General features: G+C 58.6%; 17 protein-coding genes. 9 read left to right on the forward strand and 8 right to left on the reverse strand.

Translation table 11 applies throughout. The features are described 5' to 3' along the window. Positions 1 to 23 precede the first annotated feature (23 nt). Genes SV253_05565 through mutS form a run of 3 tightly spaced genes read right to left on the reverse strand, consistent with a single transcriptional unit; the run spans position 24 to position 5114 of the window. Positions 24 to 713 carry a class I SAM-dependent methyltransferase gene (locus SV253_05565; GenBank protein MDY6775531.1) on the reverse strand — a complete coding sequence of 230 codons (690 nt, stop codon included), beginning with the start codon at positions 711 to 713 and terminating at the stop codon, positions 24 to 26. Further along, a complete protein-coding gene (gene mutL / locus SV253_05570) occupies positions 706 to 2433 on the reverse strand; it encodes a DNA mismatch repair endonuclease MutL (GenBank protein MDY6775532.1) in 1728 nt (575 codons plus the stop codon). The genes SV253_05565 and mutL overlap by 8 nt, the downstream gene beginning before the upstream one ends. Then, a complete protein-coding gene (gene mutS / locus SV253_05575; GenBank protein ID MDY6775533.1) occupies positions 2433 to 5114 on the reverse strand; it encodes a DNA mismatch repair protein MutS in 2682 nt (893 codons plus the stop codon). Before mutS ends, mutL begins: the two co-directional genes overlap by 1 nt. A gap of 237 nt (positions 5115 to 5351) precedes the next feature. Between mutS and SV253_05580 the strand changes: the two genes are divergently transcribed. Beyond that, entirely contained in the window at positions 5352 to 6152 is an 801-nt protein-coding gene (locus SV253_05580) for an aldo/keto reductase (GenBank protein MDY6775534.1), read from the forward strand. A 2-nt stretch (positions 6153 to 6154) separates the two neighbouring features. Here SV253_05580 and SV253_05585 read toward each other — a convergent pair whose 3' ends face one another. Beyond that, positions 6155 to 7672: a hypothetical protein gene (locus tag SV253_05585; protein ID MDY6775535.1), complete on the reverse strand. Its 1518-nt coding sequence runs from the start codon at positions 7670 to 7672 to the stop codon at positions 6155 to 6157. A gap of 108 nt (positions 7673 to 7780) precedes the next feature. On the opposite strand from SV253_05585, the gene SV253_05590 reads away from it, so the two are divergent. Beyond that, complete coding sequence (locus SV253_05590; GenBank protein ID MDY6775536.1) at positions 7781 to 9148, forward strand: NAD-dependent succinate-semialdehyde dehydrogenase; 1368 nt, start codon at positions 7781 to 7783, stop codon at positions 9146 to 9148. A 12-nt stretch (positions 9149 to 9160) separates the two neighbouring features. Then, positions 9161 to 10075: a hypothetical protein gene (locus SV253_05595; GenBank protein MDY6775537.1), complete on the forward strand. Its 915-nt coding sequence runs from the start codon at positions 9161 to 9163 to the stop codon at positions 10073 to 10075. A 15-nt stretch (positions 10076 to 10090) separates the two neighbouring features. On the opposite strand, the gene SV253_05600 is transcribed toward SV253_05595, so the two are convergent. Beyond that, entirely contained in the window at positions 10091 to 10684 is a 594-nt protein-coding gene (locus tag SV253_05600; protein MDY6775538.1) for a DUF502 domain-containing protein, read from the reverse strand. Positions 10685 to 10872: 188 nt separating this feature from the next. Here SV253_05600 and nadA point away from each other — a divergent pair, with 188 nt between their 5' ends. Both nadA and SV253_05610 read left to right on the forward strand, forming a co-directional pair. Further along, positions 10873 to 12006, forward strand: coding sequence for a quinolinate synthase NadA (gene nadA / locus SV253_05605; GenBank protein MDY6775539.1), 1134 nt, complete (start codon positions 10873 to 10875; stop codon positions 12004 to 12006). Continuing rightward, positions 12003 to 13532, forward strand: a complete 1530-nt coding sequence (locus SV253_05610) for an FAD-dependent oxidoreductase (GenBank protein MDY6775540.1) — start codon at positions 12003 to 12005, stop codon at positions 13530 to 13532. Before nadA ends, SV253_05610 begins: the two co-directional genes overlap by 4 nt. On the opposite strand, the gene SV253_05615 is transcribed toward SV253_05610, so the two are convergent. Next, complete coding sequence (locus SV253_05615) at positions 13480 to 14106, reverse strand: DUF1405 domain-containing protein (protein ID MDY6775541.1); 627 nt, start codon at positions 14104 to 14106, stop codon at positions 13480 to 13482. The two genes, SV253_05610 and SV253_05615, sit on opposite strands and share 53 nt — an antisense overlap. 121 nt (positions 14107 to 14227) lie before the next feature. On the opposite strand from SV253_05615, the gene pdxS reads away from it, so the two are divergent. Genes pdxS through hisE form a run of 3 tightly spaced genes read left to right on the forward strand, consistent with a single transcriptional unit; the run spans position 14228 to position 16135 of the window. Further along, positions 14228 to 15142, forward strand: a complete 915-nt coding sequence (pdxS, locus tag SV253_05620; GenBank protein MDY6775542.1) for a pyridoxal 5'-phosphate synthase lyase subunit PdxS — start codon at positions 14228 to 14230, stop codon at positions 15140 to 15142. Between the two features lie 38 nt (positions 15143 to 15180). Continuing rightward, positions 15181 to 15789: a pyridoxal 5'-phosphate synthase glutaminase subunit PdxT gene (gene pdxT, locus SV253_05625; protein MDY6775543.1), complete on the forward strand. Its 609-nt coding sequence runs from the start codon at positions 15181 to 15183 to the stop codon at positions 15787 to 15789. Continuing rightward, positions 15782 to 16135, forward strand: a complete 354-nt coding sequence (gene hisE / locus SV253_05630) for a phosphoribosyl-ATP diphosphatase (GenBank protein ID MDY6775544.1) — start codon at positions 15782 to 15784, stop codon at positions 16133 to 16135. Before pdxT ends, hisE begins: the two co-directional genes overlap by 8 nt. A gap of 2 nt (positions 16136 to 16137) precedes the next feature. Here hisE and SV253_05635 read toward each other — a convergent pair whose 3' ends face one another. Further along, positions 16138 to 16770, reverse strand: a complete 633-nt coding sequence (locus SV253_05635) for a class I SAM-dependent methyltransferase (protein ID MDY6775545.1) — start codon at positions 16768 to 16770, stop codon at positions 16138 to 16140. Positions 16771 to 16828: 58 nt separating this feature from the next. Between SV253_05635 and SV253_05640 the strand changes: the two genes are divergently transcribed. Continuing rightward, positions 16829 to 17674 carry a deoxyribonuclease IV gene (locus tag SV253_05640; GenBank protein MDY6775546.1) on the forward strand — a complete coding sequence of 282 codons (846 nt, stop codon included), beginning with the start codon at positions 16829 to 16831 and terminating at the stop codon, positions 17672 to 17674. An 8-nt stretch (positions 17675 to 17682) separates the two neighbouring features. Here the strand turns inward: SV253_05640 and trpB are convergent, their stop codons facing one another. Next, positions 17683 to 18849: a tryptophan synthase subunit beta gene (trpB, locus tag SV253_05645; protein MDY6775547.1), complete on the reverse strand. Its 1167-nt coding sequence runs from the start codon at positions 18847 to 18849 to the stop codon at positions 17683 to 17685. Positions 18850 to 18952 lie beyond the last annotated feature (103 nt).

Raw genomic sequence — 18952 nt, forward strand, 5'->3', positions numbered from 1 at the left:
CTGACGTGCTCATTCTGACGTGCTCACGCGCGCGTAGTAGCGTAGTAGTTCCCTGACGAGAGCCAGACATCGCCGACTTCGAGATTCGACTCCTTGAGAACCGACTCGAAGCCGTCCCTCGTGTATATGTGGTAGTACCTGTCGTACTCTTCTCCTGTCTCCGACTTCCACGGCACGTAGATGTCGTGGTTCTTCGCACGTATCTCGTCCCTCGCGCCGTCGAACTTGGGATGCTCTATCGCCCAGACGGAGATGAGACCTTCACCGCCGTCACGTAGAACACGTTCCGCCTCGTTGAGACTCCTCAGACGTTCGTCGTGTGACGGGAGATGGTGTAGTGCGGCGACGTAGACGAAGGCGTCGGCTACGCCGTCACGCACCGGAAGACGTGAGACGTCGCCCTCTACGACCTCACCCTTGTCCCGCGCGCGTTCGAGGAGACGTCTAGAGAAGTCGACCCCGACTACGGTCTCGAAACTCCCCGACGCCGTCTCTATGTGGCGTCCGTTTCCACAGCCGAGGTCGATACAGAGATCCCCCTCTACCCCGTCTACGAACCCGACGACCTCGTCCCACGGTCTCTGACGTGTCTCGGTGAACTCGTCGGAGATTTCCTCGAAGACACGTCTCAGACCGAGTTTCTCCTCGGTCTCTGTGTCTGTGTCTGTCTCCGTGTCCCCGTCTCCGTCTCCGTCTCTGTCTTTCTCAGACATCTCCGCCCTCCTTGTCTTCATCTTCGTCGTCTCCATCTACTCCGTCGGTAGCCATCCTCACGCTGTCTCTCCCGAATCCCTTCGCTATCTCCCTCTCGTTTACGGAGAGAACCGTGGGACGTCCGTGGGGACACGCGAACGGCTCCGAGCAAGAGCCGAGTTCGTCTATGAGATCCTCCGCCTTCTCCTTCGTGAGAGAGTCGCCCGCCTTGAGAGACGGATGGCACGCGACGTCCTTGAGTATCTCGTCTCTCGCCTCTCTCGGCTCGTCTCCGTCGGCTATCCTGTCGAGAGCGTCGTGTAGAGACTCCTCGTCCTCGACCCTTCCGAGGGGAGCCGGGACTTTCCTCACCCTGTAAGTTCCCCCGCCAAACTCCTCTAGCCCGAAGCCGAGCGACGACAGGAGGTCTGACCTCTCCTCTATCACCGACTTCTCTGTTGGAGTGAAGTTCACAGTCTCTGGGGACTCCAGCTCGACCGAAGGTATATCCTCGCCCGCGAACTCGTCCCTGAGCCGTTCGTAGTTGACCCTCTCGTGTGCGGCGTGCTGATCCACCACGAGAAGGTCGTCGTCCGACTCACACAGGAGGTAGAGACCCCGGAACTGTCCTATGACCCCGACCGACGAGAAACGCGACTCCGTCTCGCCGTCCGCCTCGGCGTCCACCGAGAACTCTATCTCGGAGACACGTGAGAGGTCTTGAGTCGAGAGTGCGTCTCTCACGGTCTCTCTCACAACGCGTTTCACGGCACCGTCGTCGTCGAAACGCACCTCGTCTTTCGACGGATGGACGTTGACATCGACCCTCTCCGCGGGAAGATCGACATCGACGACCGCGATGGGGTACCTGTCTCCGTCTAAGAGAGTGCCGTACCCTTCTATGACTCCGCGCCTGACAGTCTCGTCGTCGAGTGCACGTCCCTTCACGGCGGTGTAGACGTGGCTCTTAGAGCTTCTCGTGACTCCGGGGCGCACGACTATTCCCTCGACCTTGACCTTGACGTCTATCTCGTCCTCGCCTCCGCCACCGCCTCTGTGGTCTATCTCGACGGCTCTGTTTGCGACCTCCTTTCCGTAGACCTCGAAGACAGGATCGACGTAGCTCCCCGATCCCGGCGTGTTGAGAACCTCCCTGCCGTCGTGAGTCAGTTCGAAGCCCACGGCGGGATGGGTCAGAGCGTACTTCGTCACGACGTCGCTTATCTTCGAGAACTCACGTTTCGGCGACCCGAGAGTCGAACGTCTCGCAGGCGTGTTGTAGAAGAGATCGGAGACCTCGACTGTCGTACCCACGCCTCTCCCGGCGTCCTCGGTACGTCTCTCGTCGCCCCCGTCCTCGACCACGACGCGCGTTCCTCCGACGTCGGCGTCTTCTGATCTCGTCACCATCTCGACCTGAGAGACTCTCGCTATGCTCGGGAGTGCCTCTCCCCTGAACCCGAGGCTAGTGACGTATCTGAGGTCGTCGGCGTCGTCTATCTTGCTCGTGGCGTGTTTGTCGAAGGCACGGACGGCGTCTTCCTCGTCCATACCCTCACCGTCGTCGGAGACACGTATCAGGTCACGTCCGCCGTTCTCGACCTCGACCTCGATCCTTGAGGCTCCGGCGTCTAACGAGTTCTCGACGAGCTCTTTGACGACGCTACTCGGATCTTTGACGACCTCGCCCGCCGCGATTCTTTCGACCGTATCCGTATCGAGCTTTCTTATCTCGGGCATCAGAGTTTCTTCTTTAAGGAGTCGAGCTTTTCGAGAGCCTCCATCGGCGTCGTGTTCGCTACATCTGTCTCGCGTAGCTCTTCGATTATCTCATCAGTATCTCGGTCGTCGTCGCTCTTATGCGTTCTCCCTTCCTCTGACCCCTCTTCCGTCTCAGTCTCGTCCCAGTCTACGTCTCCGTCTCTGTCTCTGGGCTCTCCTTCGTCCTCCTTCGTCTCGCCGTTGTCTCTCCCACGGTCTGGTTCGAGGGGGACGCCTACCTGAGTCTCGGAGACCGCCGCCTCATCTTCTTCCCTGTCTTTCCCGACGTCATCTTCCTTCTGTCTCAGGAACCTCCTCGCGTCGTCGACGACCTTCTGGGGAACCCCGGCGAGTTCGGCGACCTCTATTCCGTACGACTCCGAGGCGGCTCCCTCGGCGACGTCGTGGAGAAAGACGACCTCGTCGCCCTTCTCCTTAGCCGCGACATGAAGATTAAAGACGTCGTCGAGCTCGTCGGCAATCTCGGTGAGCTCGTGGTAATGTGTCGCGAACATCGTCTTAGCGCCTATCTCGTCGTGTATGAACCTCGTCACCGCCCTCGCTATCGAGAGACCGTCGGCGGTACTCGTGCCTCTTCCTACCTCGTCGAGAAGAACCAGAGAGTCGTCTGTCGCTCCGTGGAGTATATTGGATAGCTCGACCATCTCGACCATGAATGTCGACCGCCCACCCGCGATGTCGTCGCTCGCCCCTACGCGGGTGAATATCCTGTCGATCACACCTATCTCGGCGGAGTCGGCGGGGACAAAGCTTCCGGTCTGAGCCATCACGGCTATGAGCGCGACCTGTCTCATGTAGGTCGACTTCCCCGACATGTTGGGACCCGTGATAACACCGAAGCCGCCTCCGTCTATCTCCGCGTCGTTGGGGACGAACGAGTCCTGTGTCGTCTCTACGACGGGATGGCGACCTCCCTCGATCTCTATACTGTCGCCCGTGTTGACCTCGGGACGTGAGTAGGAGTTCCTGACTGCGACGCCTCCCAGGGTGGTGAGGACGTCAATCTCGGCTAAGACGTCGGCGAGTCTCTGTACCCTCTCCGACTCCTCGGCGACCTCGCTCCTCACCTCCTTGAAAAGCTCGTACTCTAACTTGTCCGCCTTCTCGCCCGCTCCGAGTATCTCGTCCTCCCTCTCCTTTAGTTCGGGAGTGTAGAACCTCTCGGAGTTCTTGAGAGTCTGCCTCCTCGTGTAGTCGTCGGGTACCTTTTCGAGGTTGGGATTAGTGACCTCTATGTAGTAGCCGTGAACCTTGTTGAAGCCGACCTTGAGCGAGTCGATACCTGTCCTCTCACGTTCCTTCTCCTCCAACTCGGCGATCCATTCCTTACCTTCTCTCTCGGTACGTCTCAGACCGTCCAACTCGTCGTCGAAGCCCTCCTTTATTATGCCGCCCTCTGTGATCTCGATCGGCGGGTCTTCGTCTACTGCTCTACCTATCAGACCCCGAACCTCCTCCATCTCCATCTCGTCGAGTGAGTCGTGGAGCTCTCTCAGTCTCTCCGACTCGACGCCTTCCATCGCGTTCTTGACACGTGGGACGACATCGAGTGTCTGTTTGAGCGACAGTAGGTCTCTCGCGTTCGCGCGTCCCCTCGACACCCTCGTGATGAGACGTTCCATGTCGTAGACGTCCTTCAGGAGGTCACGTACCTCCTCTCTCGGAAGCGTGAGACGTCTCCACTCCTCGACTGCGTCGTGTCTCGCCCGGATCTCTTCGACGTCGACGAGAGGCTGTCTGAGCCAGTTCTTGAGCTTCCTGCTGCCTATCGCACAAGCCGTCTGGTCGAGTACGTCGACGAGCGTACGTCCGCTCCTCCTCGACTCGAAGATCTCGAGGCTCCTGAGAGCCACGGGGTCGAGAACCATGTAGTCGTGGGGGTCGTATCTCCTCAGACGGTTGACGTAGTCGAGTTCCTCGTCGTCGCCCTGTGTGTACTCGGCGTAGGACAGGAGACCCCCCGCCGCTCTCACCTCGTCGTCGCCGTCAAGGAGTATCCCGGGGTCGCCGAAGTACGACTCGACTATCTCCTCTGCCTCGTCTCTTCCGAATCCGTCGTGGCGCGTGACCATACCGCCGTACCCGTGTTCGGAGAAGAAGTCGGAGTCGTCGTCCCTTCCCACGACTGCCTCAGACGGCTCGAAACGTTCGACCTCGTCCCTCAGAACCTCGTCGCTCTCCGAGGAGGTAACGAGGAACTCGCCCGTCGAGACGTCCATAAATCCGAGTGCGTCGTCCCATAGGGAGACGATGTAGTTGTTGTCGTCGTCTTCGAGTAGCTCGTCCTCGACGAGAGTGCCGGGTGTGACTACACGTGTGACCGCTCTTCTCACGACACCCGTCGTCTCGTCGGGGTCTTGAACCTGGTCGGCGACAGCCACCCTGTATCCCTCGTCGAGAAGCCCCTCTATGTACGAGTCGGCTGAGTCTATCGGAATCCCTGCCATCGGGTACTCGCCCGAGTTGTCCTCTCTCTGTGTCAGCGTGAGTTCGAGGACGCGTGCCGTCTCCTCAGCAGCCTCACAGAAGGTCTCGTAGAAGTCGCCGACCTGGAACAGAACGACTGAGTCGTCGTACTCGTTACACAGCTCGTAGTACTGCTCCATCATCGGAGTTAGGTCGTCACGGTTCTCCTCCATCTTACTCGGAGCACCCGTGACCCTCCTCTCGTCTTTCGAATTCGAATCCGTATCCGCGTCCGCGTCCGTGTCCGCGTCCGCTTCGCCGTCTTCCGAGCCCCTGTCACGCGTCTCTTCTTTCACATAGTATACAGTTCCATCTGTCCTAAAACGTTTACCGGCTTTCCGGCATCCACACCTCCACCTGAACCTGCGCAAGAGCCTTGTGTCTCGCTTGTCTATCCGCGACGTGAGAACATGACTGACAGAGAGATACCCCCGATAGGACTCGGAACGTGGCAGAACACAGATCCCGAACAGTGTGCCGACTCGGTATCGTTCGCTCTCGACTACGGATACCGTCACATAGACACAGCGCAGGCTTACGACAACGAGGAGTACGTCGGAGACGGCTTGGCGAGGGCGGACGTTGACAGGGAGGATTACTTCCTCGCCACGAAGGTCTGGATAGACAGCCTCGGGTACGACGACGTCCTGTCGAGTACCCAAGAGAGCCTCGAAAAGCTCGGAGTCGACTACGTCGACATACTCTACGTCCACTGGCCTGCTGGCGACTACGACTCGGAGGATACTATGAGAGCCTTCAACGAGCTATACGACGACGGTAAGATACGTAACATAGGCGTGAGTAACTTCACCCCCGAAGATCTCGAAGAAGCCGTAGAGGTCTCCGACGCTCCGATACTCGCCAACCAGGTCGAGATGCATCCCCTTCTCCAGCAGGACGAGATACTCGGTTACGCCGACGAACTCGGTATAGAGGTAGTAGCCTACTCGCCACTTGCACGCGGAAAGGTCTTCGACATACCCGAGCTTACCGAGGTCGCCGACAAACACAACGCCGACGAGGCACAGGTCAGCCTCGCGTGGATAGACGAGAAGGGTGCACATCCGATTCCGAAGGCGACTGGCTCCGACCACATAAGGGATAACTACGCCGCTCTGGAGCTCGAACTCGACGACGAGGACATAGAGAAGATAGACTCGATAAAAAGAGAAGAGAGGCTCGTAGATCCCGACTTCGCCCCCGACTGGTAGGACTACTTCTCAAGCCAGTCGGCGAACGACCCCTCGAACAGTGTCTCCTTCTGAAGCTCTATGTACTTTCTCTCTGTCTTCCTCAAGGCGGTCTCGAACTCCTCGCCCTCTGAGAGACGTCTCTTGACCTCCTTCTTCTTCCAGTCGGCGGGCGTGATACCCTCCTCGTACCTCTTCTTGAGGGGCCAGAGATACGTGTACGCCTCGTCGCCGTCTATTCCGTACGACTGGAGACCCCGTGACGCGAGTTCGATCATCTCGTCGTAGACTTCGTCGCCGTTCAACTCGCTCCCGTCGGAGCCTATCCAGTCTATCTCGGCGTCCAAGCCGTTCTCGGCGGCGTCGTAGAACGAGTCGCGCGCCTTCTCCCACTCTAGGTCTATCAGGGGATGGTCGAGTCTCGTGAGTGCGGTGAGTAGTCCGGCGTAGAGTGCCTGGAAGCCTATCGTGTCTCTTATCGTGGGCTGTCCCGCGAGTGGACGGAACTCGACACGGACGTGGGCGTCGCTCCTCGTAGAGCCCTCGAAGACGGGTCTTATCCATCTCCAGTAGGTTCCTCTTTTCATCTTGAGATGTCCGAACTCGTCGTCGAACCTCGATCCGCCGTCTATCGGCATCGGGACGTATACCTCGTCGTCGGCTATCGCGTCGACCGCCTCCTCTACTGTCTCTATGTCACGTGGGAAAGAGACCTTCTCGGTCTTGTCACGGAAGTTGAGGACACTCTCGAAGACGTTTATGCGTGACTCGTCCCACGCGTCCTCGATTATTAGATCCGCGGGGACGTCGTCGTAGAGGTCGGGGGGGAAGAAGGGCGAGTTGACGCCGAGAGAGAGTATCGCGGGAGCTATCCTGAGTGCGTACGAGAAATACATCGGAAGCTCCGAAGCCTGAGGCACCTGGTAATGGGGCTGTATGGAAGTGATCAGAGACTCGGGCATCACCGTCTTAGATTCGAGCGAGACGTGGGGAGCCTTAAGCTCTATGTCGCCTTCCATACGGAGCATCTGGTTACTCATCGCGTGGTATCTCACGCTCGGGGACATATTCGAAGCTATATGTACGCCGTCGTCCTCCGCCCCCGCTAAGAGGTACTCGCGCGCAGTCTCTCCCTGTGGCGGTATCGTCCATATTCCACTCGACACGAGACGGAGTCTGTCTGTCTTGAGCGTCTCGAGGGCGATCTTGAGCTTCGACTTGACCTCGTTCTCCTGCGCCCTTATGCCGTAGCCGTTGAGTGGCTGGGGGGATGTCACCATCTCGGCGTTGTGGAGACCCAGCTCCTTCTCGAAGCCTATGTAGCTCAGAAGAGGACGTGGAACCCTCGCGAGGTATGGACTCTCAGCCGACTCGTCGACCGCGTAGAACTCGTGTTCGAGACCGATTATAGCCTGAGGGTTGTTGAACGTCCCCCTGCTGAGCTCGTGCTTCACGAACTCGGCGTCCTCCCTCACACGTGCGTCGAACTCTTCGGCGTCGACTTCGAGTATCTCCTCGACCCTTCCTCCGATGTCGTCCATACCGCGTATTGCTATCCGGGGTACTTCAACTTAGTGTAGTGTAGTGTATGTCGTCGTGTCTTCTCGACTACCCCAAACTATATCCGAGAATCCCGAGAAGACTTACGCATGGCTCTCGAATCTGTCAACCCCGCGACGGGTGAGACTATAAAGACCTTCGACGAACACGACTCCGAAGACGTCGACCGTATTCTGGATCACTCTGCCGAAGCTTTCGAAGACTGGAGCGATGTCAGTATCGAGGAACGTGAGTCGCTGATGGCGGACGCCGCCGACGTACTCCGCGACAACAAGAAGGAGTACGCCGAGGTAATCACCAACGAGATGGGGAAGCCGATAACACAGTCGGTCGCCGAGGTCGAGAAATGCGCTTGGGTCTGTGACTACTACGCCGAGAACGCGAGCCAACATCTCCAGGACGACGTAGTGGGTGCGACTCCGGGAACGAAGACATACATCTCGTACGAGCCTCTCGGATCAGTCCTCGCTGTGATGCCGTGGAACTTTCCCTTCTGGCAGGTCTTCCGTTTTGCCGCCCCGACCCTCACGGCGGGGAACACGGGTCTCCTAAAACACTCGTCGAATGTCCCGGGCTGTGCGAGAGCCATAGAGGAGGTCTTCGAGGAGGCGGGCTTCCCCGACGACGTATTCAGGAGTCTGATGGCTCCGTCATCCCTCATAGACGGCTTCATAGGTGACGACAGGATAAAGGCTGTCACACTTACCGGAAGCGAGAGGGCGGGAAGGACGGTAGCCGAGACCGCGGGCAGGAACCTCAAGAAGACGGTACTCGAACTCGGAGGGAGCGACCCCTTCGTAGTCCTTGACGACGCCGACCTCGACCAAGCCGCCGAGAAGGGTGCGAGCGCGAGGAACCAGAACTCGGGACAGTCGTGTATAGCCGCCAAACGGTTCATAGTCGTCGAGGACGTCTACGACGAGTTCGTCGACCGTCTCAGGGACGAGATGGGATCGCTCGCTATCGGCGACCCTATCGACGACGAGACGGAGATAGGTCCACAGGCGAGGCAAGACCTCATGGAGTCTCTACACCAACAGGTCGAGGCGAGCGTCGAAGCAGGGGCTGAGCTACATCTCGGAGGAGAGCCCCTCGACAGGGACGGCTTCTACTACCCTCCGACGCTTCTCACAGACGTCCCCGAACACTGTCCCGCCGCCGACGAGGAGGTATTCGGACCCGTCGCCGCGGTCTTCGAGGTCGCCGACGAGGAAGAGGCTCTAGAGATGGCGAACGACTCGAACTACGGCTTGGGTGCGAGCATCTGGACACGTGACAAGGAACGTGGCGAAAGAATCGCCCACGAGATCGAGGCGGGCTGTGTCTTCGTCAACGAACTCACCAAGTCCGACCCGCGTCTCCCCTTCGGCGGCGTCAAGGACTCGGGCTACGGACGTGAGCTCTCCGAACACGGAATAAGGGAGTTCGTCAACCGGAAGACGGTCTGGATAGACTGAGGATGAAGTCAGATGCGAGTTAGTCCCAGACTCCCCGGCTTCGTAGCACTTGAGACGATCCCCGTCCTCGCTGGCGTCAAGAAGGGCGCGAGCATACAGATAGACTCGACCTACTTCGAGGGCAACATAGAAGCTGTCAGAGACCTCGGTAGCTATCAGAACCGAGAGAGAGGTCTCCACCAGTCTTACAAGATGCTGACGGGTCTCCGTGTCGAACCCGAGTCGTTCGACGACGAGTCGCTGATGAGTACGTCCGACGAGATGCGTGACGCACTCTCCCAGATTCCCGAGATACCCTTTCTCGAAGACGAGCATCCCGGTGACTCGTTTACTGTACCCGAGTGGGTGCGCCACGCCAAGAGTCTCAACTACGGCGCACGCACCTACTTCTTCGGCTCCGACTCAGACGTCGATCCCTCCGAGATACTACGTAGGAACGTCGAGGCTGTCGTCTCTGACGAAGAAAGGGGATTCGAGAGATACCAGGGAACTCTCCACGGCTACCCCGACTGCTGTGTCGAGGGCTTCGGTGAGAGGACGCGCGATGACCCTCCCGAGTGGCGATCCGTTGAGCCTCTCTCCGACTCCCTCAACGAGGACCTCGTGGGAGAAGCGAGCCTTGAAGAGATTCTCCCCGGTGTCTTCGACTCCGACGACTACATATACGCCTTCTTCTCGCGTGAGTTCTTCCCCGAACCCGACTGCGAAAACGCGATAGAGAAGGGAAGACAGGTCTACGACGCGCTCACAGATGTCGTCTCCGAGGATCTCGTACGTGACTACTTCCGTCTCAACTACGTCTACTCGCACGAAGTCGCGCGGTCAGTCGTCGACGGCGAGACGGGAGGACGTCCCGACCCCGGAAGCCTGAGCCATGAACATCTCGACTTCTACTACCCTTTCGGAGAGCTACTCAAGAAGTACTGACACGTGAAACATGACTCAGCCGCGTTTGTCCTTGTCCTTGTTTGCGTCACCGAATCCCGCACTCAGCGTACGTGTCAAGGCGTCCTCGACCGACTCGTCTGTCTCCTCTATCCTCTCGGGTTCGAGTTCTATGACGAACCCCGTGGTTATATTGGGTGCTGTCGGAAGGAAGAGTATCTCCCTCCCGTCGTCGGTCGTGTTGCCCGTCTTGAAAGCCGTGAGGCGTGCTCCTTCGAACTCGACCTTGACGGGCTTCTGGAACTCGTCGGCTCCTCCTATCGCCGTCTCGACGCCCATCTTCGTGGCGTTATAGACCATACGCAGTCCGGGTATGCTGTTTGCGAGCCTGTCGACCTGTCTCTCGACGACGACACCCATAGCTGTCCTCACGAGACGTCCGACGACGCCGAGTAGAACGACTATCACAAAGACCGAGACCACGACACGTACGAACTGGTTGACTGACGCGTACGGCGTTATCCCGAAGAACTTCGCCCCTGGGAGTGACGCGATCTTGTCGAAGAGCCAGTAGGCGATGTAGGCGGTCACCGCCACGGGTGCGAGTATCACGAGTCCACTCGCGAGATCGCGTCTGAGTCTGAGATCCATGCCGTAACTGACGGGTTCGTCTTATTAGGGAGTTCCGCCAGAAAGCTCATATTCGAAAATAATAAACCTGCGTGTTGTCACGTCACAAACGACCGAAACCCCTATATATTCAAAACCCGTCTTCGTTAAATAACGACGAACACAAAAAGCGTTAGATAACGCTGTTTGAAGAAAAATATTATTCAAACATGTCTCTCACCAACGACGCAGCACTCAGCTTCTGGAAGTACAGCGACGCCCTCGGAGCACTCCCCGACGAGTACCGCGACATACCCGAGGACGAGAGGATAGAGAGAACCCGCGCAGCCAAGGAAGAGCTGGGCGACGACGTAGTCATACTCGGGCACAACTACCAGCGTCACTCAGTCACACGGTTCGCCGACCATCTCGGAGACTCGTTACAGCTCTCACGTCTCGCAGCCGAGGCGGACGCCGAGTACGTAGTCTTCGCGGGCGTGACGTTCATGGCTGAGACAGCCGACATAGTCACAGACGACGACCAGAAGGTCATTCTCCCGAGCATGGAGGCGTCGTGTCCGATGGCGGGAATGGCTGAGAACATACAGGTCGACGGCGCGTGGGAGGAACTCACCGGAGTCGTCGATGAGGACGACGTGATACCCATCACGTATGTCAACTCGTACGCCTCGCTCAAGGCTTTCACGGCGGAACAGGGAGGCTCGTGCTGTACGTCGTCGAGCGCCGAACGCATATTCGACTGGGCACTCGACGAGGGAGAGAAGGTCTTCTTCCTCCCTGACGAGCACCTCGGACGTAACACCCTACATAAGCTCGGCTACGGCGAGGACGACTACGTCGTCTGGAGCCCGTGGGAGGAGACTCTCGGCGGAAACACGCGCGAGGAGATAGAGAATGCGACCTTCATACTCTGGGAGGGCTACTGCCAGGTTCACGAGAGGTTCGACGTCTCCGACATCGAGGAGACCCGCGAACTCCATCCCGACGTCAACGTCATGGTACATCCCGAGTGTAAACACGAGGTCGTCGAGGCTGCCGACTACGACGGTTCGACCTCACAGATAATCGAGAAGGTCGAGAACGCTCCCGAGGGATCGACGTGGGCAATCGGTACTGAGCTACATCTCGTCAAGAGGCTCGCGCGCGAGAACCCCGACAAGGAGATATTCGGTCTCTGTGGCGAGGAGTGTATGGACTGTAACGCGATGCGTCAGATAGATCCCGACTTCCTCGTCTACGCCTTAGAGGAGCTCGCCGACGGAAACGTCGTCAACAGAATCGACGTCGACGACCACGAGGAAGACCTAGCCAACGTCGCGCTTGAGAGGATGATGTCGATATGATAGAGACCGACGTACTCGTAATAGGCTCAGGAATCTCGGGCTGTGCGGCGGCGTACTCCGCGCTCGAAGAAGGCGCGGACGTCACCGTCGTCACGAAGGCGAGACGTCCCGAGGAGTCTAACACGAGGTACGCACAGGGAGGCATAGCCACCGTCGGAGACGACGACTCAGTCGAGAGGTTCGTCGAGGACGTCGTCGAGGCTGGCTGTGGAGAGTCCGATGAGGAGGCGGTCGAGGTACTCGTGGAGGAGGGAGCCGAGGCTATACGTGACGTCCTCATAGACGAGGTCGGAGTAGAGTTCGACACACGCGACGGCGATACTGACTACGACCTCACGAAGGAGGCGGCACACTCACGCAGACGTATACTCCACAGGGGCGACGAGACCGGTGCCGAGATACTCAGAGACTTCGTCTCTTACCTCGACTCAACCGACGTCGAGATACTCGACCGACACACCGCTCTCGAACTCTTAGGAGACGACGAGGTACACGGAGCCGTCGTAGCCGACCGAGAGAGAAGGGATGTCTTGAGTGTCAAGGCTGGCGCGACCGTACTCGCGACGGGAGGCGTCGGACAGGTCTACGGACACACGACTAACCCCGACGTAGCCACGGGCGACGGCATAGCGATGGCGGCTCTCAAGGGCGCGCGTCTCGAAGACACCGAGTACGTCCAGTTCCATCCTACCGTCCACGCCGATAGGGAGTTCTTACTCTCCGAGTCTCTCAGGGGAGAGGGAGCGAAGCTCGTAAACGAAGACGGCGAGAGATTCATGTCGGAGTACCACGACGACCTCGAACTCGCACCGCGTGACGTAGTCGCCAGAGCCGTCGACGACGAGAGGAAGAACCGAGAGGTCTATCTCGACATAAACCCCGTTATCGAGAAGTTCGACTTCGAGGAGAGGTTCCCGTCAGCCCACTCGAACCTCACAGACGAAGAGTTCGAGACGGGCTTAGTCCCCGTAAAGCCCGCAGAACATTTCCTGTGTGGGGGCGTCGACGTAGACACCCACGGACGCACGTCTCTCGACCGTCTCTATGCAGTCGGCGAGACCGCACGCACGGGTGTCCACGGCGCTAACCGACTCGCGTCGACCTCGCTCCTCGAAGGTCTCGTCTGGGGTCTAAGGGCGGGAAGAGACGCCTCACGAAAGGAGGTCGGAGGCTTCGAGGTCGAGGAGTTCGACTCCGTAGAGATAGACCGCGACCTCCCCGAGGGCTTCTGTGACGCGAAGTTCGAGAGGCTCCAGTCGGTGATGTGGGAGAAAGTCGGTCTGAGGAGGACGGAGGAAAGCCTCGAAGACGCACTCACGGAGGTACAGAGGGTACTCGGAGAGGCGAGGTCGTTCATACGTGGACGTGTCGACCCCGAGCTATACTCACTCAGAAACGCCGCAGTCGTGGGTCTCCTGATAACCGAGGCAGCACTCGAAAACGACGAGAGCCTCGGCTGTCACCTGCGTGTCTCTAAGGACGAGACTGAGACTGAGAACGAATCCGAGACCGAGGCTCTCCCCTGACGCCTAAGTAGTAGAGTAGGACGAGGCTCACCGCGGTGAGACCGAATGCGAGGGTACGTGCGAAGCCGACGTCGGCTCCCGAGGGAAGTGACGTATGTATTCCCAGGCTGTAATCGACGGCGTCGTTGAGGACGAACCACGCCGACGCGACGCCGAAGCCTCTCTTTCCTATGTCGGCGTACTCGAATACTAAGAACGCCTGTACCCCCATCGCGAGATGTGAGAAGAGTAGGAAGGCATACATCGGAACCGAGTTATAGCCCAGGAAGGCGTCGGGGAAAGCCGCGAGGACTCCCGCGGTCCAGAGACCGTACTTGAGGTTGCCGAAGAAGGCGAGGGAGTCGACGACCTCCGACCCCCTACCGAACGAGTAGAGGAGGAGTGAGAGAGCTATCAGGAGGGTGGCGTTCGGCGAGTCGCTCACGAGCATCCAGAGATGGACAGGTGTCTCGGCGAACTGGAACCGGTAGTACCAGTAGCCGAAGAGAGTCCCTGCTATGTTGATCACCGCTATCTTCTTCGAGTGCCTCAGACCGAGACTCACGACGCGCTCGGGTAGCCGTAACCCTAACATCTGTCTCGAACTTCACCGGGACACGACAAAAGCTATTGCCATTTGTTATGACACGTTTCGGATCGCGGTAACTGTCCGCGGAGTCGTAATTCTTAAGCGGATTCTCGCCGACAATTCAGTAATGGCAGAAACCCAAGAGACGGATATAGAGAACCTCAAACGCGGGACTGATCTCGTGAAACGCGGCTTCGCTAGCATGCAGAAGGGCGGCGTCATAATGGACGTCGTCAACGCCGAACAGGCGAAGATCGCCGAGGAGGTCGGTGCGGTCGCCGTCATGGCACTCGAAGCAGTCCCCGCCGACATAAGGAAGAGAGGCGGTGTCGCACGGATGGCACCCGTCGAACAGAACGAGGAGATACTCGACGCCGTCTCTATACCTGTTATGGGCAAGGTGCGTATAGGACACACCGCCGAAGCCCAGATACTCGAGTCGATAGGCATGGACATGCTCGACGAGTCGGAGGTTCTCACTCCCGCTGACGACAAAAACCATATCAACAAGACCGAGTTCACGACGCCTTTCGTCTGTGGAGCACGTGACCTCGGCGAGGCACTCAGACGTATAGACGAGGGCGCGGCTATGATACGTACGAAGGGAGAAGCGGGTACCGGAGACGTCCTCGAAGCCGTCAAGCACCAGAAGAGGATAAAGAGCGCGATACGTAAGCTCGAAGGCATGAACTGGGAGGAGAGACGTAACTTCGCACGTGAGATGGAGGCTCCCATCGACCTCGTCAACGAAGCCGCCGAGAAGGGACGTCTCCCTGTCGTCAACTTCACCGCGGGAGGTATCGCGACACCCGCAGACGCCGCACTCATGATGCAGTTAGGCTGTGACGGAATATTCGTCGGCAGCGGAATATTCGGTGCAGAAGACCCCGAGAAGATGGGACGCGCAGTCGTCGAGGCTGTCAACAACTACGACGACCCCGACGAACTCGCCGACATCGCCAGGAACGTCGGCGGAGGAATGAAGGGACGTTCGTCGTCGGGACTCTCGGAGGAAGAACGTCTCCAGCACCGCGGAAACTGAAATAAAATAAAACTGAAGATCTAACTCTTTCTTACCACATGACGACCAAAGTGGGTATAATCGGAGTCCAGGGAGACGTCTCCGAACATGAGACTGCGGTCAGGGAGGCGGGCGAGTACCTCGGGATAGATGTCGAGACTGTCGTGATACGTTCGTCGGGTGTGGTTCCCGACTGTGACGTTCTGGTTCTCCCCGGCGGAGAGAGTACGACGATCTCGTCTCTCGTAACTGAGGAGGGAATCGCCGACGAGATACTCGACCACGTCGACGACCGAAAGCCGATGCTGGCGACGTGTGCGGGTCTCATAGTATCGTCGAGAGATCCACAGGACGACAGGGTCGAGAGCCTCGGTGTCATAGACGCAGTCGTCGACAGGAACGCCTTCGGGAGACAGAAGGAGTCGTTCGAGGCGGAGATAGACGTCAAGGGACTTGACAAGCCGTTCCACGCCGTCTTCATACGTGCGCCCGCTGTCGAGGAGGTCGGCGAGGGTGTCGAGGTTCTCGCCGAGGTCAACGGCTCGGTAGTCGCAGTACGTGACGGCTCTGTGGTCGGAACGAGCTTCCATCCCGAGCTTACGGGAGACTACAGGATACACAGGATGGTACTCGAAGACCAAGACAAGACGGAGACTGAGAATGACTGATACTGATACTGACACCGACATCGACACCGACCAAGGCGGAGACAGGGACACAGATACACAGGTACAGATACTCCGTGAACTCTTCGAGGTCGTCGAGGACAGACGTGAAAACCCCTCGCCCGAGAGCTACACGTCGTCGCTCTTCGAACACGAGAAGGGAATAAACGCCGTACTCGAAAAGATAGGCGAGGAGTCGACCGAGGTCGTCTTAGCCGCGAAGGACGACGACACCGGCGAGGTGGTCGAGGAGTCCGCCGACCTCATATACCATCTACTCGTTCTCCTCGCTGCGAAGGAGATCCAACTCGACGACCTCCTCGACGAGCTACGTGAACGTCGGGGTTAGTGTTAGTACTCGGTTTCGGGGTACGACTGTCTTCTACCGGAACTCTTTCTCGCCACTACGGTAGCTACCGCGCCACGTCTCTCCTCGCCGTCGTCGTGCTCCACGCGTGTCTCCTCCCTGTAGACGAGGACAGTCATGTCCAGAAAAGCACGAAGGAGATCGTTCGACCTCAGGCGGTGTCTGTCGTCGCTCGGTCCGTAGTCGACCTCGTCAGCCGACCTGAGATGGTGCTCGTAGACGACCACGCCGCAGTCTCTGAGGCTCTCCTTTAGGTCGGGTATTAGTCCGAGACCGTCGAAGAAGCTCACTACGACGACGTCGTAACAGTCGCACGGAACGTCGAAGCTGTCTACGTCGGCGAGTATCCAGTTTACGGCGTCGTCGACCCCTCTCTCCTTCGCTGTCTCGCGAGCCTCCGAGAGTGCCGTCTCGGAGATGTCTAAGGCATCGACCTCGTAGCCCTCCTCGGCGAGGAAGACGGCGTTTCTCCCCGTCCCCGTCGCGACGTCTAGCGCGCGTCCGTCGGGGAACTCGTCGACGAGGCGTTCGAGTTCAGGTACAGGGTTCTCGGGAAGCTCGAACTCGTCGCTCGAGTGTTTCGCCTCCCATCTCTCGTGTTCGTCTGTCTCGTCCATGGTGACCCTTCTCGGGGACAAGGGAAACAGGTTTTGCTTAAGCCACCCAACTCCGTCTATGACCGGTTTCAAAGTCGGAGCGCACGTCTCAGTCGCGGGCGGCGTCGAGAACGCGATAGAGAGGGAGGAGGAGTACGGCGGCAACTGTGGACAGATATTCGTGGGATCGCCCCGGACGTGGTCGGTCGCCGACTACGACGACGCCGAAGCCGACGCCTTCAGAGCCGCAGTAGACGAGGCGGATCAGCATCCCTACGTCGTACACTCGACCTACCTCATCAACCTAGCGACGCCGAAGGACGACCTCTTCGAGAAGTCGACCGACTGCCTCGAATCCGAGTTAGAGTCCGCCGCGAAACTCGGCATAGAGTACTTCGTCTTCCATCCCGGCGCGCACACAGGATCGGGGAGAGATAACGGCATCGAGAGGGTCGCCGAGGGTATCGACGAGATCGACATACCTGACTCGGTTACCCTCCTGCTGGAAAACACCGCCGGAAAGGGGACGACTCTCGGGAAGACATTCGACGAGCTAGACGAGATGATACAGAAGGCGGAGACAGACGACGACAGCTTAGGCGTCTGTATCGACACGTGCCACGCCCACGCCGCTGGCTACGACCTCGCAGACCCCGACGGATTCGCAGAGACCGTCGAGGCGGTCGAAGACGGGATAGGTCTCGACAAGGTCGAGGTACTACATCTCAACGACTCGAAGGATCCTCTCGGGAGCGAGAAGGACAACCACCAGCACATCGGCGAAGGCGAGATAGGAGACGACGGCTTCTCGAACTTAGTCAACTCGGATGTCTTCGAGGATCTTCCGATGATACTCGAAACCCCCGTCGACGACGACAAGGGCTATGCCGACAACATACAGAGGATAAGACAGCTCAGAGAATAGAATAGGATTTAAGACAGGTCGAACTTCTGTGACGCCGTCTCCATGTCCTTGTCTCCCCTCCCTGAGAGGTTGATGACGATCACGTCGTCCCTGTCCATATCCTGAGCGATCTCCTCGGCGAGAGCTATAGCGTGGCTCGATTCGAGAGCCGGAATTATTCCCTCTGCCTCGCTCAGGCTTCTGAACGCCTCTAGAGCGTCGTCGTCCTCTACTGCGCGGTAGTCACACCGTCCGACCTCACGGAACATGGCGTGTTCGGGTCCTACGCCGGGGTAGTCGAGACCCGCAGAAACCGAGTGTACCTCGACGTCGTCTTCTATCACACGTGTCTTCATTCCGTGGAGTACGTCTTCCTCTCCCTCGGCAAGCGGCGCGGCGTGTCTCTCCGATCCCTTGCCTTCTCCGCCTCCCTCGGCTCCGTAAAACTCGACGTCGTCGTCCCTGAAGGCGTGGAAGAGACCTATGGCGTTCGAGCCGCCTCCGACACACGCCACCGCGGCGTCGGGGAGTTCACCCTCCTTTTCGAGTATCTGTTCGCGCGCCTCCTTGCCTATCACTGACTGGAAGTCACGAACCATACGCGGGTAGGGATCGGGACCTACGACCGACCCGACTAAGTAATGTGTGTCTTCCATGTTCTGAGCGAAGTCCTCAAGTGCGGCGTCGACCGCGTCTGCGAGACCCTCGCCACCCCTCGTTACCTCGTTGACCTCCGCCCCCATCAGACGCATACGGAAGACGTTCATCGTCTGCCTCTCGACGTCTTTCCTCCCCATGTATATCTCGGTGTCGAGGTCTAAGAGCGCGCCCACCATCGCAGTCGCCACACCGTGCTGTCCCGCGCCCGTCTCGGCTATGAGACGCCTCTTTCCCGACTCCTTAGTGAGAAGAGCCTGACCGAGGGCGTTGTTGATCTTGTGCGCGCCGCCGTGTAGGAGATCCTCACGTTTGAGGTATATCTTCGCGCCGAACCTCTCGGAGACTGTCTCTGCGTGGTAGAGGGGTGTCGGACGTCCCGCGAAGTCACGCAGAAGACCGTCTAGCTTCTCCTTGAACTCGGGACTGTCCTTTATATCGTCGTAGTCGTCGGCGAGCTCTTCGAGAGGCTCCTCTAACATCTCGGGGACATAACGTCCTCCGTACTCTCCGAACTCGTGTTCCCCATCTTTGGACATACTCCCCAGTTCGCGCTCGTCTTACTTATACTGACGGACAGGCTTCTAGTAAACTACCCCACCCTACTTCGCTCGGGCAAACCCTCGCTCGTGGAGGGATGGG

Origin of the sequence: Candidatus Afararchaeum irisae, assembly GCA_034190545.1 — an archaeon.
Lineage (GTDB): Archaea > Halobacteriota > Halobacteria > Halobacteriales > Afararchaeaceae > Afararchaeum > Afararchaeum irisae.

Coding starts and splice junctions, on each gene's coding strand:
- SV253_05595 (MDY6775537.1), top strand. CDS start 9,161: ATGCGAGTTAGTCCCAGACTCCCCGGCTTCGTAGCACTTGAGACGATC.
- mutS (MDY6775533.1), bottom strand. CDS start 5,114: ATGGAGGAGAACCGTGACGACCTAACTCCGATGATGGAGCAGTACTAC.
- mutL (MDY6775532.1), bottom strand. CDS start 2,433: ATGCCCGAGATAAGAAAGCTCGATACGGATACGGTCGAAAGAATCGCG.
- SV253_05590 (MDY6775536.1), top strand. CDS start 7,781: ATGGCTCTCGAATCTGTCAACCCCGCGACGGGTGAGACTATAAAGACC.
- SV253_05580 (MDY6775534.1), top strand. CDS start 5,352: ATGACTGACAGAGAGATACCCCCGATAGGACTCGGAACGTGGCAGAAC.
- SV253_05640 (MDY6775546.1), top strand. CDS start 16,829: ATGACCGGTTTCAAAGTCGGAGCGCACGTCTCAGTCGCGGGCGGCGTC.
- SV253_05600 (MDY6775538.1), bottom strand. CDS start 10,684: ATGGATCTCAGACTCAGACGCGATCTCGCGAGTGGACTCGTGATACTC.
- pdxS (MDY6775542.1), top strand. CDS start 14,228: ATGGCAGAAACCCAAGAGACGGATATAGAGAACCTCAAACGCGGGACT.
- hisE (MDY6775544.1), top strand. CDS start 15,782: ATGACTGATACTGATACTGACACCGACATCGACACCGACCAAGGCGGA.
- SV253_05610 (MDY6775540.1), top strand. CDS start 12,003: ATGATAGAGACCGACGTACTCGTAATAGGCTCAGGAATCTCGGGCTGT.
- SV253_05565 (MDY6775531.1), bottom strand. CDS start 713: ATGTCTGAGAAAGACAGAGACGGAGACGGAGACGGGGACACGGAGACA.
- SV253_05635 (MDY6775545.1), bottom strand. CDS start 16,770: ATGGACGAGACAGACGAACACGAGAGATGGGAGGCGAAACACTCGAGC.
- SV253_05585 (MDY6775535.1), bottom strand. CDS start 7,672: ATGGACGACATCGGAGGAAGGGTCGAGGAGATACTCGAAGTCGACGCC.
- nadA (MDY6775539.1), top strand. CDS start 10,873: ATGTCTCTCACCAACGACGCAGCACTCAGCTTCTGGAAGTACAGCGAC.
- SV253_05615 (MDY6775541.1), bottom strand. CDS start 14,106: ATGTTAGGGTTACGGCTACCCGAGCGCGTCGTGAGTCTCGGTCTGAGG.
- pdxT (MDY6775543.1), top strand. CDS start 15,181: ATGACGACCAAAGTGGGTATAATCGGAGTCCAGGGAGACGTCTCCGAA.
- trpB (MDY6775547.1), bottom strand. CDS start 18,849: ATGTCCAAAGATGGGGAACACGAGTTCGGAGAGTACGGAGGACGTTAT.